General features: G+C 38.7%; 13 protein-coding genes. All 13 read left to right on the top strand.

Annotation, left to right across the window (positions count from 1 at the left end; all coding sequences use genetic code 11):
• Window position 1: 1 nt before the first annotated feature.
• The 13 genes from ACYIB7_RS12135 to ACYIB7_RS12075 all read left to right on the top strand — a co-directional run bounded on the left by ACYIB7_RS12135 (window position 2) and on the right by ACYIB7_RS12075 (window position 19,160).
• Window positions 2-1,363 (top strand): efflux transporter outer membrane subunit, encoded by a 1,362-nt coding sequence (locus tag ACYIB7_RS12135; protein ID WP_103982632.1) that lies wholly within the window; start codon window positions 2-4, stop codon window positions 1,361-1,363.
• 373 nt (window positions 1,364-1,736) lie between these two features.
• Window positions 1,737-2,288: an RNA polymerase sigma-70 factor gene (locus ACYIB7_RS12130; RefSeq protein WP_158228513.1), complete on the top strand. Its 552-nt coding sequence runs from the start codon at window positions 1,737-1,739 to the stop codon at window positions 2,286-2,288.
• Between the two features lie 78 nt (window positions 2,289-2,366).
• Window positions 2,367-3,323 (top strand): FecR family protein, encoded by a 957-nt coding sequence (locus tag ACYIB7_RS12125; protein ID WP_480337207.1) that lies wholly within the window; start codon window positions 2,367-2,369, stop codon window positions 3,321-3,323.
• A gap of 150 nt (window positions 3,324-3,473) precedes the next feature.
• Window positions 3,474-6,905, top strand: coding sequence for a TonB-dependent receptor (locus ACYIB7_RS12120; protein ID WP_103982634.1), 3,432 nt, complete (start codon window positions 3,474-3,476; stop codon window positions 6,903-6,905).
• A 17-nt stretch (window positions 6,906-6,922) separates the two neighbouring features.
• A complete protein-coding gene (locus tag ACYIB7_RS12115; protein WP_234999284.1) occupies window positions 6,923-8,512 on the top strand; it encodes a RagB/SusD family nutrient uptake outer membrane protein in 1,590 nt (529 codons plus the stop codon).
• Window positions 8,513-8,530: 18 nt separating this feature from the next.
• Window positions 8,531-9,934 carry a DUF5018 domain-containing protein gene (locus ACYIB7_RS12110; protein ID WP_103982636.1) on the top strand — a complete coding sequence of 468 codons (1,404 nt, stop codon included), beginning with the start codon at window positions 8,531-8,533 and terminating at the stop codon, window positions 9,932-9,934.
• 115 nt (window positions 9,935-10,049) lie between these two features.
• Window positions 10,050-11,654, top strand: a complete 1,605-nt coding sequence (locus tag ACYIB7_RS12105; RefSeq protein ID WP_480337206.1) for a DUF4434 domain-containing protein — start codon at window positions 10,050-10,052, stop codon at window positions 11,652-11,654.
• A 128-nt stretch (window positions 11,655-11,782) separates the two neighbouring features.
• On the top strand, window positions 11,783-13,327 hold the full coding sequence (locus ACYIB7_RS12100) for an ADP-ribosylglycohydrolase family protein (protein ID WP_103982638.1): 1,545 nt from the start codon (window positions 11,783-11,785) through the stop codon (window positions 13,325-13,327).
• A 64-nt stretch (window positions 13,328-13,391) separates the two neighbouring features.
• Window positions 13,392-14,861, top strand: a complete 1,470-nt coding sequence (locus ACYIB7_RS12095) for a DUF4434 domain-containing protein (RefSeq protein WP_480337204.1) — start codon at window positions 13,392-13,394, stop codon at window positions 14,859-14,861.
• A gap of 319 nt (window positions 14,862-15,180) precedes the next feature.
• The gene (locus tag ACYIB7_RS12090; protein WP_099464210.1) at window positions 15,181-16,683 is read left to right on the top strand and encodes a 2-isopropylmalate synthase; all 1,503 of its coding nucleotides are present in this window, start codon (window positions 15,181-15,183) and stop codon (window positions 16,681-16,683) included.
• A 15-nt stretch (window positions 16,684-16,698) separates the two neighbouring features.
• Window positions 16,699-18,102 carry a 3-isopropylmalate dehydratase large subunit gene (gene leuC / locus ACYIB7_RS12085; RefSeq protein WP_480337202.1) on the top strand — a complete coding sequence of 468 codons (1,404 nt, stop codon included), beginning with the start codon at window positions 16,699-16,701 and terminating at the stop codon, window positions 18,100-18,102.
• Between the two features lie 66 nt (window positions 18,103-18,168).
• Entirely contained in the window at window positions 18,169-18,759 is a 591-nt protein-coding gene (gene leuD / locus ACYIB7_RS12080; RefSeq protein WP_480337200.1) for a 3-isopropylmalate dehydratase small subunit, read from the top strand.
• On the top strand, window positions 18,756-19,160 hold the full coding sequence (locus tag ACYIB7_RS12075; protein WP_103982642.1) for a GxxExxY protein: 405 nt from the start codon (window positions 18,756-18,758) through the stop codon (window positions 19,158-19,160). The genes leuD and ACYIB7_RS12075 overlap by 4 nt, the downstream gene beginning before the upstream one ends.
• The last annotated feature ends 15 nt before the right edge of the window (window positions 19,161-19,175 follow it).

Below are 19,175 nucleotides of genomic sequence, written 5' to 3'. Positions count from 1 at the left end.
TATGAAGAGAATAATCTTGTTAACAGCCGCAATTGCCCTGCTGAGCAGTTGCGGCATATATACCAAATATAAGCCGGTTACAACGACTCCGGATAATTTATACGGAGAAGAGGTAATTACTGATGATACGACAAACTTCGGTAATATGAACTGGAAAGAGCTTTTTACAGATCCGCAATTGCAAACTCTTATCGAGCAAGGCCTGCAAAATAATACAGACCTCTTGTCTGCTCAATTACGGATTGAAGAGGCGGAAGCGGCATTGATGTCGGCAAAACTCGCTTTTTTGCCTTCGTTTGCTCTTGCACCCCAAGGAACATTAAGCAGTTTTGACGGTAGTAAAACGACTAAGACCTACACATTGCCTGTTACAGCCAGTTGGGAGCTAGATATTTTTGGGCGTATGCGTAATGCAAAGCAACAAGCTAAAGCGTTATATGCCCAAAGTAAAGATTATCAGCAAGCCGTACGTACTCAATTGATAGCCGGAATAGCAAATGTATATTATACGCTATTGATGCTGGATGAACAATTAATTATCTCAGAACAAACAGAAGAATCCTGGAAAGAAACAGTAGCTTCTACTCGTGCATTAATGGAAGCCGGTTTGGCAAATGAGGCTTCCACATCTCAAATGGAAGCTGCTTATTATAGTGTACAAACTTCCATACTTGATTTGAAAGAACAAATCAATCAGGTGGAGAATAGCCTTGCATTATTGCTTGCTGAAACTCCACGTCGTTACGAACGTGGTAAATTGGCAGATCAGCAATTTCCAGAAGACGTAGCAGTCGGAGTTCCTATGCAAATGTTGTCAAACCGCCCTGATGTTCGTTCGGCTGAGCGTTCGATGGAACAGGCTTTTTACGCAACCAATCAGGCGCGTTCGGCTTTTTATCCATCTATTGTATTAAACGGAAGTGCCGGATGGACTAATTCGGCAGGAAGTATGATTGTCAATCCTGGTAAATTTCTGGCATCAGCAGTTGGCTCTCTTACACAACCCTTATTTAATAGAGGACAGATAATGGCTCAATACCGTATAGCCAAAGCACAACAGGAAGAAGCAAACCAAATGTTTTTGCAAACTCTCCTGAATGCAGGTAGTGAAGTCAATGATGCTCTAGTTGCTTGCCAGACCAGTAAAGCAAAAATGGATTTGTTTGAAAAGCAAGTTCTTTCTTTACAAAAAGCGCTGGAAAGTACCTCTTTATTAATGGAGCATGGTACGACCACCTATCTGGAAGTGCTGACAGCCCGTCAATCACTATTAAATGCACAATTATCACAAACAGCCAATCATTTTACCAAGATTCAAAGTATAATAAATCTTTATCATGCTTTGGGAGGAGGTAGAGAATAAGGAAGCATTTAAATCCATATATCTAAATTTAAATTATTTTAGCCAAACCTTTTCTATTATTTTTGAGCTTGTTTCAAAAAGGAAATTTCAGTTCCTGATGAAGCAGGCTCTTTTTTCTCATACCCTCTCCATCGATTGGTAGTCCATGAAGAACTATTATCGGTTAATTATGAATTTACAGTGTTTACTTTAAATAATTTTATTATTATTGCAACGAGATTTGATTTTATAAATAAGAATAGTCATTTTAATTATAGCTGTTGATATAAAAAGGCCTTTTTTATTATATTTTAGATATTTGAAACTATAGTTCTTCATGTACTATAGTATATGCCATTTAATTATTTCGAATAAATGTGTTTTTTACAGTGTCATGAATGACGATTTTGTAAATGATGATATTGCTCTTTTAAACCAGGTAAAAGAAGGAAACAAGAGAGCTTTTAGACTTATATTTGATAAGTACTATGTTCCGTTGTGCCGTTTTGTCAATATAAGTTTGGATGATACGTTTGCATCGGAGGAAATTGTACAGGGCTTGTTTGTTTATTTGTGGGATAAACGTGAACAGTTAACAATACAACTAACCTTAAAATCTTATTTGTTTCAAGCGGTAAAGAATAGAACTTTAAATTATTATAGGGATAATCGACATATTGTATTTTGTGATGAGATGCCATATGATGTTGCTTGTGAGAATGAAGAAATAGAATTGCATGAACTTCAGAATATTATACAAGAAGCTATACTATCTTTACCTGAAAAATGTAGTGAAATTTTTCGCCTGAGCCGAGAACAAAATCTTTCCAATGCAGAGATTGCAGAACTAAAGAATTTATCTATTCGCACTGTAGAAACTCATATCTCTAACGCTTTATCGCGTATCCGGCAATATTTAGGGAATAATTATTCATATCTTTGGTAATTGCAAATCAATGTTAAATAAGCGAGGGGGCTTACGTGTTGTACTTTCATAGGGTGACTCTTATATAAAGGGTTTATTATGAAACATGATTTTTGGATAAATATAATAAATAAGCTAAAAAGAGGGGAATCCTTGGATTCATCTCTGCTTTTAAACGATAAGAAGGCTCCTTCAGTGGATTTACAGAAAGATGTAGAGAAAATTTGGAATATGATTCAATATAAAGCTTCTTCTTTTAATCCGGATAAAGAGAAAGCTTGGGAAATCGTAAATAATCATATTTCAGAAAAAGTTAAATGTATAACTATTTCATTTCAATGGATTTATAGATCAGTTGCGGTCGTTATCCTGTTGATAGCTATTTCTTCATTATATATTATTAATCATTCAGACAAGGAATGCCCTGTTGTTTTCCAGTATGCAACATTAAATGGTAAAAGTAAAATAGCACTTCCTGATGGAACTCAAGTTTGGTTAGCTCCTCATTCGGAAATTATTTATGCTAATGATTTTTCTCCGGAAAATCGTAACATAGAAATAAAAGGTAAAGCTTATCTGGAAGTTAAAAAAGATTCCTTGCATCCGTTTTTTGTCAATGTCGATCAATCATTGGTAAAAGTATATGGTACCTCATTTAGTATAAACTCTACAAAAGAAGAATTGGTTGTTAGCCTTTTATCCGGTAAAATATCGTTTCAGAAGACGCCAATAGATAATCCTTTCTGGATAAACCCTGGCGAAGCAGCAGTTTTGGATAAAAGTACGGGTAATGCTTTTATTGAAAATACGGATGCTTATTTCAATGCATTATGGGCACAAGAGAAACTCAAGATTGAAGAAAAAAGTTTGAGTGAAGTCGTGAAGTATTTGAATCAATGGTATGATGTGGATATTGTTCTGGCAGATAATTTGAAGGATAAGTATAAATATACATTTACCATTACTACGGAGCAGTTGGATGAAATTTTGAGAATGATGTCTCGTATAAATCCTATGGAAATAACCTATGACAAGAAAAATGTGAGTATCAAATAGAAAGTTTAATGGAAAAAATGTTGCCTATGAAATAATACTAATATTAATAAAAAAGGGTCGTATAACGACCCTCTCTCTTGAGAAGTTAACGCATAAAACAAGATTTGCAGTTGTGTATTATGCTAGTTTCCTCTTTGATTTTGCAAAGTTATGAATAAACACAGAAATTATTGTTTAAAAAAAGGTTTTTATGGCATTTTATTGTCATTTTTTAGTCTTTTCTCTCCTGTATCTTCCGCTTATGCAAGTAGTAACAACTTGCTGTCACAGGAGATCACAGTTAATCTTAAAAAAGTTACTGTCAAAGAAGTATTACAAGCTATTGAGAAGAAATCAGGCCAGTCATTTATGTATGATGCCAGTATGATAGATCTGGATCGCATTGTCACTGTTGATGTTTTGAATCAGAAACTGGAAGATGTTTTGAATGATATTTTTAAAGGAACGAATATCACTTATGAAGTTTCCGGTAACCAGATTGTTTTGGCTTCTAGAGATTCTCTAAAAGTAAAACAGAGCATATCTACTAAAAAGAAAAAAATAACAGGTGTTGTTCTGGATCCTGCCGGAGTGGCTGTAATTGGAGCAAATGTAGTTGTGAGAGGTTCCAAACAAGGGGTTATTACAGGTATTGATGGAGATTTTTCGATCGAAGTAGTACCGGATGATATATTACAGGTATCTTATATAGGATATGTTTCTCAGGATATCCGTGTAGGAAACAGGAATACTGTTAAAGTTGTTTTGAAGGAAGATACTAAGACTTTGGACGAAGTTGTTGTTGTTGGTTATGGCTCGCAACGTAAAATAAATGTTACGGGTTCTATTGCCCAGATTGAAGCGAAAGACTTGAAAACCGCAACATCCGGGAATTTATCATCTATGTTGCAGGGGCGCTTGCCAGGTTTGATAACCAGACAAGAAGCTGGCCAACCAGGATCCGATGGCGCTTCTTTGTTAGTTCGTGGTTCAAATACCTTAGGAAATAATGATCCTTTGGTTATAGTAGATGGCTTTGAAAGGCCATTTCCAAACATTAATCCGGATGAAGTTGAGTCTATTACTATCCTGAAAGATGCGACATCTGCGGCAGTTTATGGTGTTCGTGCTGCGAATGGTGTTATTTTGGTTACTACTAAACGTGGTTCACAACAAAAGCCAACGATAACTTTTAATACGTCTGCTCAGATAAGCATGAATACAAATTTTCCGAAGTTTCTTAATGGACCGGATTATGCTTATTGGTACGATAAGGCAGAAGAAATGGATGGTGTGCCTAAAGAGGCTCGCCGTTTTTCGGATAGTGATTTAAATAGAATTATAAATGGAGATCCGGAAGAGATATTTGGAAATACAGATTGGTTTGATCTCCTGTTCAAGAAGTCTGCGCCTACATTTACTAATAATGTGTCTTTGAATGGAGGGAATGACCGGTTTAAATATTTTGTTTCACTTGGTGCATTTAATCAAAATGGAATTATAGATCGTACGTCATACGATCGGTATAATGTAAGGGCAAATTTAGATGCAAAGGTGATTGATAACTTAACAGTATCATTTAATATTGCTGCAAATCAATCGACTCAGAAAGAACCTGGATTAAGTGCCGGATTGGGAAATAGTTATGCATCTATTTTTAGTCAGGCATTGTTGGCATATCCTTTTGTTACGGCTTTCAGACCTGATGGTAGTTATGCTGGTAGCCTAAATCCAGATAATGGAAATCAAAACCCATTGGCAGCCCGCGATCTTTCAGGAGAACAGAATAACAGGAGTAATCGGTTTGAAGGGAGTATGAGTATAAAATATGATTTACCTTTCGTAAAGGGGCTTAGCTTTAAGTTGAATTTAGGGTATGACAAGGGATATTCAATGAAAAAGTCTGTTCTTTTACCTTATAAATTGATGGTATATCACATGGGGGATAAGACGTATCATGATGAATGGGGACGTCATTCTCTTAGTGGAGATGCAACGATTAACCAATGGTTTTCTGATTCCTGGCGCTCTACGGTTCAGGCTTCTGCTAATTATGATAATACATTTGGCAAACATGCCGTTGGTGCATTGTTCTTATATGAATATGCTGAAGATAATGGTACTGGAATGTCTGCCGGACGAAAAAGCTTCCCTATTACGGATATTATGGACCTGGATTATGGTGAAATAGTATTGGATGATTTGGTGAAAGGTTCACATTCTAACTTTCGTCGTGCGGGTTATGTTACCCGTTTAAATTATGCTTATGATGAGCGTTATCTTTTTGAGTTTACAGGACGTATTGACGGCTCCGCTCGTTTACCACAGCATAACCGTTGGGGATTTTTTCCCGGAGTAGCTTTGGGGTGGCGTATTTCTAATGAGTCCTTTTTTAAAGAGAATGTATCTTTTGTAGATAATCTTAAGTTGAGGTTATCCGTAGGAAAATTGGGGAATGATAATATTGGAGAAACCGGCGACTATGCTTATATACGTACAATGAGTATGGGAAAAGACCCTGTTGTTATGATTGGAAATGCTTTGGGACGTTATTTGGGTGTAGATCGTGTTCCGAATGATAATATAAAATGGGAAACAACAACTTCTTATAATATAGGTCTGGAAACATCAATGTGGAATGGCCTTTTGGGCGCAGAATTGGATCTTTTTTATATGAAAACAAAAGATATTCTGCAGGCTCAGGGAAGTTTGATGCCTCCTTCTATGGGTGGTTATTTTCCTGCTTATTTGAATTCCGGTATTGTTGATAATCGTGGATTTGAAATAACATTAACACATAGGAATAAAATAGGAGAAGTTAATTATAGTGTACGGGGAAATTTATCATGGGCGAGAAATAAAGTGATAGAAACAACTGAAGACCCGAATGTTCCGGAGTACAGACGATTAACAGGAAAACCTATGAATCAGAAATTCGGATTTATAGCTGAAGGGCTTTTTCAATCACAGGAAGAGATAGATCACAGTGCTGTTTTAGGACCTACTTTGCCGGGTGATATTAAACTGAAGGATGTGAATGGCGATGGACGTATTACGTATGAACAAGATAAAACGTGGATAGGAAGAAGTGCTACGCCAGAAATGATGTTTGGCTTAAATTTGGCTGCAGATTGGAAAGGTTTTGACTTTAATATGTTTTTCCAGGGGGCTGCTCTTTGTGATATTTCTTTGTGCGGGTACTATTCGGATCGTAAATTTTCGGATCATACATTCTACACTCAGCCGTTTTTCTGTGATGGAAACTCTCCTTATTATTTGATAGAAAAGGCTTGGAGACCGGACTATACAAATGCAGAATATCCTCGATTAGGTATTTCACGTCGTTCAAACGGGAGTTCTGAATCTTCCTGGTGGTTGAAGAACGGAGCTTATCTTCGTTTGAAAAATGCTCAGATAGGTTATACGATTCCTCGGATATTAACTCAGAAAATATCTATAGAAAGAGTTCGTTTTTATATTTCTGGTGGAAATTTGTTTACGATAGATGCTTTGCCATATTTGGATCCTGAAATGCCGGATGTGAATCAAGGCTATTATCCACAACAACGTACGGTAGAATTTGGACTTAATTTAACCTTTTAATATAATACGAAATGGATATGCTAAATAAAATAATTATTTATACCGGTTTGTTTGCAATGACATGCTTGGCGAGTTGTAGCCTTGATCCTGAACTGACAAAGTCTTATTCGGATGAAGTGCCTTGGACAAACGAAAAAAATCTGGAATTATATTTGAATAAATTTTATCCTTTGATTGGGCAGACGTATTATACGCCTTATGTGGAAGATGATGCACATTCAGATATTTTGAAAATGAATACTCCGGTTGCGGATGCCAATTTGTTTATTTTTGGTAGCCAGATGGTAACTCCGGATAATAATGCAATGGGCTGCTGGGATTGGGCTTATACGTGGACTCGTGATTGTAATGAATTTCTGGATGGGTTGAAAAAGTATGGATCTAACTTACCGGAAGAAGTAACATTGCGGGCTGAAGCTGAAATCCGTTTTTTTAGAGCTTGGGTCTCTTTTAAGTTGTCAAGAGTGTATGGTGGCAGTTTTATTATTTTCGAACAATTGCCGGATAAGAAAGAAAACTCTCGTAGCTCCGTTGAAGAATGCTGGGATTTTATTGAGAGAGATATAGATTTTGCTATAGAGCATCTACCTGTAAAGGTTGTTTCGGAAAAAGAAAATAATCAAGGAAAATTGACAAAAGGGGCGGCTTTGGCTTTTAAAGCCCGTTATATGCTTTATGCTGAACGATGGAAGAAAGCATCTGATGCAGCAAAGGCTGTAATGGACTTAGGTATTTATGAGTTGGAAGATGATTATGCCAAATTATTTACTTATAAAAGAGCCACGGGAACATCGAAAGAATCTATTCTTGATTTTGGCTACCAATCTCCAAATTTTGGTTATTCATTTGATTATTTTTATTGTCCTCCTGGAGATAAAGGATATGCGCAGGTTAGCCCTACAGAGGAGTTGGTGTCGGCTTATCAGATGGCTGATGGATCTGATTTTAGTTGGAATAATCCTGAACAGGCAAAGAATCCGTATGAAGGGCGTGAAAAGCGTTTTTATGCATCAATTTTATATAATGGAGCTGATTGGAAAGGACGTAAAATAGAAACTTATGTCGGAGGTGTTGATGGATATGCTATTGGCGGTGGTACAACATGTACGGGATATTATATGCGTAAACTGTTTGATGAAGGCCAGAGGAATGGTTTTCAACCCGGAGAATTGACTTATTATGCTATGCGTTATGCAGAAGTTCTTTTGATATACGCTGAGGCTATGGCCCAACAGGATAATTTAAGTGAAGCCTTAATTGCATTGAATCAGGTGCGTCTGCGTGCAGGATTTGATAAACCGGTTACAGCAAGCAGTAAGTCTGAGTTTATGTCTTTATTACGGCATGAAAGGATGATTGAACTGGCTTTTGAAGGACATCGCTATTGGGATTTAAGACGTTGGAAACAGGCTTCTATTGTTCTTAATAACGTTAACTGTCATGGTACGAAAATAACTAGAAATGAAGATGGAACATTTACTTATGATCAGGTAGATTGCGATGGAGGGAAGAAACGTATATTTCCTGAAAAATATTATCGTTTTCCTATACCTCTGACTGAGATTCAGCGTAATCCGGCCTGTGAACAATTTGATGAATGGAAATAATGCTAAAAAGATTATGTTATGAATACCAATAAAATATTGAATACTTTTTATTGCAGTTTGCTCCTGCTCGTAATATTTGGCTGTGAGTCACCGGATATGGATAACGGTGTTACATATAATAAAGGATTGTTAAATTTCTTCGTGAAGATTCCTGGTGGATCTACAGAATATGGTGCAACAATGGTAGGGCCGTATAATGATGGTGATACTTTATATATTAAAGTTCCTACAACGGAGGATTCTCCTTTAGACTTAACGCGCTTGAAACCATTTGCCAACGTGGAAAACAATTGCTATGTAGAACCTGCTATTACAGGTGAAATGGATTTTACTGATCCTCTGAAAATTACGGTTACTGATGGGGAAGGTGTAAAGCGTACGAATATTATTAAAATTCTTCCAACCCCTCCAAAGACAATTTTCAAAAAAATGTGGTTTAAGAATTCTACGGAAATGGGAATTGTCCACCCTTATATTTCTGGTATGGATGCTGCAGGAGATAATATTTATGTGCATGATGCAGATATATGGACCGCTGGAGATGGAGTTAGGGTATATGATAATATCACCGGAAAGTTCAAAAAGATAATACCAGCTCCTACTACATTTACCATGCAGGTGAAAACAGATGATGCGGGACATATTCTTGTAAATCGGTATAATGAAAATAGTGCGGGTTTTATTGTTTATTATTATGATGATGAGAATAGCCCTGCAAAGGAAATTTTGAATTATACGGAAGATGCTGGTTGCCCGGGTTTGTTAGGGCGAAAAATGAGTGTGATAGGGAATCTGAAACAAGGAAAGGGCTATATTTATGCAACAGCTTCTGGTATGACCGATTTCTATTATTGGGAGTTCCGTGATGGTGTTCCGGTAAATACAAAACCAACAATTGTTAAATATGCGAGTGCAAAAGAAGCATGGTCATTTGCTTCAGTAAAGCGTGAGTCACTGGATGAAAATTCGGATCATTATATTACATATTGTATATATGATGGCAGTGATAGTGAAAAACTGGAAAAAGGTAGCCGTTTAGAGGTCTTTCCTCCAAGTATGGATATTATCCGGATGAATCCGAAAAATAACCTATATAAAATATTTGATTTTGATGTGTTTGAGGTAAATGGAGATAAATTTCTGGTGACATTGGAACAAGGTTTCTGGGCTTGGGATGGTGTTGTAATGAAAGTTTTTGAAATTACGGATAAGAATAATCTGACATTAGTACCGGACGATGCAGACTATGCCAAGTTTAAGTTATTGGAAAGTGATGTATATGGTGAAGTGAACTATAATCAATATGGAGATGTTGCAACAATTGTAAATGGTTGTGAGGTGTATATTTATGCTTCTATTGCTTGTGGTGCAGCGGATAAATCAGGTATTATAGCTTATAAAATGACATATTATCCACAATAGGTATTAAAGGTAAAGGGTGTTAATAGCCAACAAAAGGCTGTCTAAAATAAAAAAGGTTTCAGTTCAGGAAACTGAGTTTTTAGACAGCCTTTATTGTTGTTAAAAGTATGATTTTATGAAAAATCTATTATTGATATTTATGTATGCGTGTTTTTCAGCTTGCTCATTTAATCGTGCTCCGGCAGATTTTTTTAACTCCGGAGAATCAAACGATTTATTGAAACAAGTGAAAGCTACTAAATTATTAAATACTTATGATGAAGAAGCTTGTAATGTATATATTATTGAGCCGGGCAGGAATTGTCCGAAGGCGAAAATTAAGAAAACTGTAGATCGAGCAGATAAAATAGAAGGAGACGGTTCTTTCTCTTTAAAGTATAATTTTTCAGGAAAACCTGAAGATGGAGAAAAAGAAAGTGTTCTGTTAGAAGAAGTATGGGCGGACTATCGCCCGGATCTTTCTTTTTGTCCTTTAGGTATATCTATTTGGATAAAAGGAGAAAAAGGTAATATGGATCAACTTCGTATACATTTGATACAAGATGAAACTTTGGTAACTTTGAGGGATGAGAGAGTGCATTTTGTTTATACGAATGATTTCATTTTGAATTGTGGCGACTGGCAAAGATTAGTAATACCTTATTCTTCGTTTAAGTTTTTGAAAGGTAATTCTAAAGACTCATTGAATTTATCTCGATTTGTAGGTTATCGTATCGAAATAGTTAATCAGTCAGGGGAAGCACATTCCGGAGAGGTGAAAATTGATGCTTTAGAACAACTTACTTCATATGAACTTCAAGCCGGAACACCTCAATTCAATAGCTTATTTATCCAATTGACTTCTGGCTATGAAAACGAAGACTGGGATAGAGACTTCAAGGCTTGTAAAGATGTTGATATTGATACATGGATTATTCAATATACGCAGGGTTTTGGCAATCAGAATGATGTTTCATGGTATTTGAATACGAAAGTTCCTTGGAATAAAATACAGTATCCTATAGTGAATAATATGGTTGAAGCCGCGGAAAGGCAGAGGTTTAAGTTGGTCTTTGGACTATTTGGCGGTGATTATAACGGAGATAAAAATATACAGGCAACTTATGATGTATTGTTTGAAAAAAACAAACTGGTTATTGATGAGATTTATGAGATGTTTGGTTCCTGTTCTTGTTTCGCAGGGTGGTATATTACGGAAGAATTTCATGATGGTTCTTTTCCTGATGGATGTTGGCAGAATAATCCTGCAAGGGATTTATTGGCAGACTATTTGCAAAAAGTTGCAGCTTATTGTAAGTCTAAGACGAAAAAATATCCGGTACACATAGCTCCCGCTTTATTCCGGGGAAAACCTGCAGATTTGTGCGGTGAATGGTTCAAAGCTATTTTAAAAAAAACACCGGATATAGATGTACTTTATTTACAAGATATAGGTGGGCGTTGTTTGGTGGATGTTGACGTTGATTTACCTAATTATTTTACTCAAGTTAAAAAAGCTTGTGATGAAACAGGAGTGGAGTTTGGGGTTGATATAGAATCATTTAAAAACTGTTGGTGTCCGGATGTTCCTTATAGGCCGAAAGACTGGGAAGAATTGCAGGATCAATTATTTGTAGCCGGCTTATTTACAACTAAAATTACAAATTTTAGCTGGGCTACTTTTAGACCCGGAGCCGGGGCTTTTGATGAATATAAAAAGTATCTGAAAGGAAAGTGGTGAAATTATTAAATATGGTTTTGGGATTATCAGTTTCAGCAAATAATTCATGGAATTTTCCTTTTATAAACAGATGTCCACTGCTAAAAAATACGTTACTTAGCTCACTCTATTTTAAATCTATTAATTTTATGAAAGCACAATTGTTTGTTGTTGCCGGATGTTTTGCTCTGTCTCTGCTTGGTTGTAATAAAACCGAGAAACAGCCGGAATTGAATTTAACTCTTTCCAAAGAACAACTGTTCGATAAGGTAAAGGGAAGTTGGGCCGGTAAGACTATCGGTTGTACCTATGGCGGGCCTACCGAATTTCGTTATGTGGGGACCATGATTCAAGACTATATTCCTATTCCTTGGAGTAAAGGAGAAGTAAAAAAATGGTATGATACGGCTCCTGGTCTTTACGACGATGTCTATGTAGATCTTACATTCGTTGATGTGATTGATAAATACGGTTCGGATGCACCTGCAGATTCGTTTGCTATGGCTTTCCTTCGCGCCGGTTATCCTTTGGATCATGCCAATCAGATAGCAAGGTATAATTTGCTTAACGGATTAATGCCTCCGGCCTGTGGGCATTGGAAAAATAATCCACATGCCGATTGTATAGATTTTCAGATTGAAGCAGACTTCGCCGGAGTAATGACGCCCGGTATGCCGAATAAAGCTGCAGATATTTGTGACCGTACCGGACATATTATGTCTTATGGAGACGGTTGGTATGGTGGCGTTTTTGTGGCTGCCATGTATTCTTTGGCGTATGTAAGCAATGACATTAATTTCATAGTAGGTGAAGCTTTGAAGACAATACCTCAGGAAAGCGAATTTTATAAATGTATAACAGATGTCATTAATTGGCATAAGCAATATCCGAATGATTGGAAACAGACTTGGTTTGAGATTGAAAAGAAATGGGGTGAAGAAATTTCTTGTCCGGATGGTATTCAGGTTCCTTTTGACATAGAAGCAAAGATGAACTCGGCTTATGTTGCATTAGGTTTATTGTATGGTGAAGGCGATTTCTTTAAGACAATGGATATATCGACACGTGCCGGTCAGGATTCGGATTGCAATCCTTCTACAGCAGCCGGTATCTTGGGTACGATGTTAGGATATAGTAATATTCCGACCTGTTGGACTGAGGCATTGGACCCTGTTGTTGATACTCCTTTCTCTCATACAACAATCTCTTTGAACAAAGCATATGAATTGAGTATGAAACATGCACTTGCCGAGATTGAAAAAAATGGAGGTAAGACAGATGGTGAAATGGTAACAATTGCCTATCAGAAGCCGGAGCCGGTTCGTTTGGAAGTGAGTTTTGAAGGTTTGTATTTGTTGAGTAAAGAAACGTTGAATAAGTCAATTACCGCTTTTGATTCTCTGCATTATAATGGTACGGCTTTAGTGCTGAAAGGTTGGTTGCAAGGTACAGCCCCTGAAGATTATGTGGCAGAAGTTGAAATTTATTTGAACGATAAACTTGTTGATACAAGCAAGATGCCAAAGTTCTTCGATCACCGGAAACGTGAAATTTATTTCAACTACGATCTTCCGAAAGGCGACTACACTGTTAAATGTAAATGGATAAATCCTGTGAAAGGAGCTGACATCTGGATGACGGATGCAATTCTTTATACGGATCAGAAAGTAGTTCATGAGCTGCCTTGTCAATAAGAAATGAGTGGTTCCTGTAAGTATGTGCGGGGATACATGTGTCTTATAGGAAAAAGATTTTAATATGAAAAACATAGTGAAAACGTTACAATGTATTATTATGCTGGTACTGCTTGCGATGGCAGGCTGTACCGGCAGTACCAATAATCAAACTGCAGGTGTATCGAAAGACACCCGTGCCAGTCTGACATTAATACCTCCATCTCCTATTACCAAGAATGTAAAACTTGATATCCGGGGTGCTGTTTGGAATGAATCACCAGCTGACCGGAAGTACAAAATCTCTGTCTATATGGATAATGTAGATAAAGCCTCTTGTTTGCATACTGAAGAAAAGAAAGTTCCTGCAGGAGGAAATACGGGTGTCCGTTTCTGGCTGGATACTGAGAAGTATATAGGTAACCGCAACATTATTCTGGTGGCTGAATCGGGAAATGAAGTGAAGACAATGATTGAACCTCTGACTATTATCGACTCCAAAATACGTTCTACACGCCGGATAGATGGTGGTTGGTTCGAGTTTTATCACTGGTGCGAGAACGAGGGACATTTCTGGAACAAGGATATTATCAAGTTGACAAATGCACAATGGGCAGAAATGATGAAGGGTATGCATGATATAGAGATGGATATTGTGGTAATACAGGAACTTTTCCGTAACCAGAAATATGTAGGTCAGCATGATATGGATAAAACAGGTTATACCGGATTCCCTTACTATGAGTCTAAAGTATATCCGAAGAAAGAAGGTGATTCCTTGTTGAATCATACTAATTTCGGTAAAGAATCTCCTAACTATCCTGCCTGGAAAGATTTAGCTGCAGATAAGCCGTTGGAGTCTGTTTTGGATGAAGCCGACAAACTGAACATGAAAGTATTTCTGGGTGTGGGTGGTTATGCCTGGTTTGATTTCACGCAAGGTTCTTTGGATTGGTCTAAGAAAGTGGCAAAAGAATTATGGGAGATGTACGGACACCATAAGTCCTTCTACGGATGGTATATTTCGAATGAGGTAGGAGGTTATTTGGGTGAGAATGATGAACGCCGGGATGAGTTGGTACATTTCTTTAAAGAGTTTACAGCTTATGCCCGTTCGTTGGCTCCGGATAAACCTGTGATGCTGGCTACCAACTGCCACGATGTTAAGAGCTCGAACGGTTATTACCCGAAACTGCTTGCCAACTTGGATATTCTTTGTCCGTTTGGTTTCCATCGTATGCCGGAAGGAGACTATACAGGAAAAGAAGTCGCAGAAATCCTCCAGAATTATTGTGACGAAGCCGGTAGCCATCTTTGGATGGATATGGAAGTCTTCCTTTTTGGTGAGAAAAATGCGCTTTATCCTCGTCCGATAGATCAGGTGGTGCATGATTTGCTGATGCTTGACAATTTCGAGAAAGTTTGCTGTTATGCCTATACCGGATTGATGAATGCCAGTTGGCAGACTGCTCAACCGGGAGGTGAGCCTACTGTGAAATTGTATAATGACTATATGCAATATCTGGTAACCGGGCGTGATACGATTGGGTATTGATGATTTGATTGTTGTAATAGGGTTTATCTTACGTTTTATAAGTAATATTAATCAAAAAATATCGAATTATATTTTGTGGTTAAAAAAAAGACTGTATCTTTGCATCATTAAACAGAAATAGAAATGACACGGAACATACAAAATAGTCTCATTATTTCTCTATCTATTATTCTACTCTGGGAACGGGATAGGAAGTGAGACTGTATGCTTTGCCGGGCATGATAAATAAATAAAAGAGCCTTTCTCACTTCCTTGTGAGAAGGGCTTTTTTAGTTTTAGCGGACAAACGTAAGATATTAATACATTAAACGATAATAATATGTCAGACAGATTATTCATTTTCGACACAACATTACGGGATGGGGAGCAGGTCCCGGGTTGCCAGTTAAATACAGTAGAAAAGATCCAGGTTGCCAAAGCTCTCGAAATGTTGGGAGTGGATGTGATAGAAGCTGGCTTCCCTGTGTCTAGTCCGGGTGATTTCAAAAGTGTGGTTGAAATATCCAAGGCTGTTACCTGGCCTACTATTTGCGCATTGACCCGTGCCGTTGAAAAAGACATAGAAGTAGCTGCAGAAGCTTTGAAGTTTGCCAAGCGCGGACGTATTCACACAGGTATCGGAACTTCCGATTATCATATCAGATATAAGTTTAACTCCAATCAGGATGAGATACTCGAACGTGCCATTGCCGCTACTAAGTATGCAAAGAAATATGCCGAAGATATTGAATTTTATTGTGAAGATGCCGGACGTACCAGCAATGAATATCTGGCTCGTGTAGTAGAAGCGGTTATCAAAGCAGGAGCTACTGTTGTCAATATACCTGATACAACAGGATACTGCATGCCGGATGAATATGGTGCGAAGATCAAATACCTGATGGAACATGTAGACGGTATTCAAAATGCCATTATCTCTACACATTGCCATAACGATTTAGGCATGGCAACAGCTAACACCGTACAGGGCGTATTGAATGGCGCCCGCCAAGTGGAAGTCACAATCAACGGCATTGGCGAACGTGCGGGAAATACTTCACTGGAAGAGATCGCCATGATTTTTAAAAGCCACAAAGAGCGCGAAATCGTTACCAATATCAATACATCTAAAATATATGGAATAAGCCGCATGGTTTCGAGCCTGATGAATATGCCGGTTCAGCCTAATAAAGCAATAGTAGGCCGTAACGCTTTTGCACATTCATCGGGAATCCATCAGGACGGTGTGCTGAAAAATGTACAGACGTATGAAATCATAGATCCGAAAGATGTTGGTATTGACGATAATGCTATCGTACTGACCGCCCGTAGCGGCCGTGCTGCTTTGAAGAATCGTCTGCATGTTTTAGGAGTGGAACTTGACCAGGAAAAGCTGGATAAAGCGTACGAAGAGTTTCTGAAACTGGCCGATCGCAAGAAAGATATAAATGATGATGACGTGCTGATGCTGGTAGGTAAAGACCGTACGGCTACCCACCGTATCAAACTGGATTATCTGCAAGTAACAAGCGGTGTAGGTGTACAGTCTGTTGCCAGTATCTGTTTGAATATGTCGGGCGTTAAGCGCTATGAGGCGGCAGCCGGGAACGGTCCTGTCGATGCAGGTATCAAAGCGGTGAAAAAAGCTATCAGTAATAGCGATATGACAATACAGGAGTTTCTTATTCAGGCAATAAGTAAAGGTAGCGACGATACCGGAAAAGTTCACATGCAGGTAGAATACAATGGTTCTATTTATTACGGCTTTTCTGCAAATACTGATATTATAGCTGCTTCGGTGGAAGCTTTTGTAGATGCAATTAATAAATTTATCGTAGAATAATAACAGAATCAAGATATGGGCAAGACATTATTTGAAAAGATTTGGGAAAAGCATGTCGTAGACACGCTGCCCGATGGAACCATCCAGTTATATATTGACAGATTGTACTGCCATGAAGTAACCAGCCCGCAGGCATTTGCCGGATTAAAAGCCCGTGGACTGAAACCTTTCCGGCCTGAACAGATTACCTGCATGCCGGATCATAATATTCCGACTCTGAATCAGGATAAACCAATAGACGATCCAGTCTCCAAGAACCAAGTTGATACGCTGGAACAGAATGCGAAGGATTTTAACCTGACCTATTACGGTTTGCAGCATCCTAAAAACGGTATTATCCATGTCGTAGGTCCGGAAAACGGACTTACCCAACCGGGAATGACATTGGTTTGCGGCGACTCGCATACTTCTACCCATGGTGCTTTGGGAGCTATTGCTTTCGGTATCGGAACCAGTGAGGTGGAGATGACACTGGCAACCCAATGTATTATGCAACGCAAACCTAAAACAATGCGTATCTCCATTGACGGAAAACGTAAACCGGGCGTAACGGCTAAGGATTTCGCCCTTTATGTCATAAGTAAGATGACAACCGGAGGTGCTACCGGCTACTTTGTGGAATATGCCGGCGAGGCCATTCGCAATACCACAATGGAGGAACGCCTCACAATCTGTAATCTTTCTATCGAGATGGGTGCCCGTGGTGGTATGATTGCTCCGGATGACGTAACGTTTGCTTATTTGAAAGACCGCGAATTTTCTCCGCGTGGCGAAGCGTGGGAAAAGAGTCTTGCCGAATGGCGTAAACTTTATAGTGATGCCGATGCCAGATTCGATAAAGAGATCGTTTTCCATGCCGGAGATATAGAACCTATGATTACATACGGAACCAATCCGGGCATGGGCATGGGCATTCGTGAAAACATTCCGGCTATGGAAAAAATAGATGAAACCGGTCGTATTTCATATAAAAAATCGTTGGACTATATGGGATTTACTGCTGGAGAACCTGTACTGGGAAAGAAAATAGATTATGTCTTTCTGGGAAGCTGCACGAATGGCCGTATTGAAGATTTCCGTGCTTTTGCATCTTTGGTGAAAGGAAGAAGGAAGGCCGATAATGTAACTGCCTGGCTGGTTCCCGGAAGCTGGATGGTGGAGCGTCAGATACGTGCCGAGGGTATTGACAAAATATTGAACGAGGCAGGTTTCGAACTCCGTCAACCGGGCTGCTCGGCTTGTCTGGCTATGAATGAAGATAAAGTGCCGGCCGGAAAATATGCCGTCTCTACTTCCAACCGTAACTTCGAAGGCCGTCAGGGGCCCGGCGCACGTACGATTTTGGCGGGGCCGCTGGTTGCAGCGGCAGCAGCAGTTACCGGCTGTATAACAGATCCGAGAGATTTGGCAGAAGATTAAATCAAAATATGGGAAATGATTTAATCTTAGGTGAAATAAGATAGTAAAACATAAAAGATAAATATAATGAAAGAGAAAATAAGCATCCTGACATCAACCTGCGTTCCTCTGCCTTTGGAAAATGTGGATACAGACCAGATCATTCCCGCCCGTTTTCTGAAAGCAACCACACGCGAAGGATTCGGCGACAATCTTTTCCGTGACTGGCGGTACGATAAAGCAGGCAACCCTAATCCCGACTTTGTGCTAAACCAGAATACTTATAAGGGGCAGATACTGGTAGCCGGAAAGAACTTTGGTAGCGGATCGAGCCGCGAACATGCCGCATGGGCGATAAGCGGATATGGTTTTCGCGTGGTTGTTAGCAGCTTCTTTGCCGATATATTCAAAAATAACTCTATGAACAACGGCCTTTTGCCGGTTGTTGTATCACCGGAGTTCCTTGCCGAAGTTTTTGCTTCTGTAGGGGCAGATCCTGCAGTGACACTGACGGTAGACTTGCCTCGGCAGACCATTACCAACAATGCCACCGGCCATAGTGAGCACTTCGACATCAATGCTTACAAAAAGGACTGTCTTGTGAATGGCCTGGACGACATCGATTATCTCCTGGCCAACCAGTCTAAAATAGAAGCCTACGAAAGGGCACGCAGATGACGCAGAACACGCAGACTGACGCAGATTTTTTATTTAAAGAAGAGACGGACAAGATAATTGGTGCGTTTTATAAAGTGTATCGTTCTTTAGGATATGGATTTCTGGAACGCGTATACCAGAATGCTCTGTTCTTTGAACTGCATAAACAAGGACTCGATTGTAGAGCGCAATACCCGATTAATGTGTATTATGAGGGTTCTTTGGTGGGAGAGTACGTGGCAGACATTATTGTAAATGGCCATATTATACTGGAATTAAAAGCCGTGAATGAATTATGTTCGGAACATGAATCCCAATTGTTGAATTATCTAAAAGCAACGAAAATGGAAGTTGGTCTTTTATTAAACTTCGGTTTTCGCCCTCAGGTAAAACGTAAAATATTCAGGAACGAAAATAAATAAATCTGCGTTTGTCTG

The sequence above is a fragment of the Parabacteroides sp. KHUB-03 genome (genome assembly GCF_056640975.1).
Note: the sequence above shows the minus strand (reverse complement) of the source record. Positions and strands in the feature narration are given on the sequence as shown.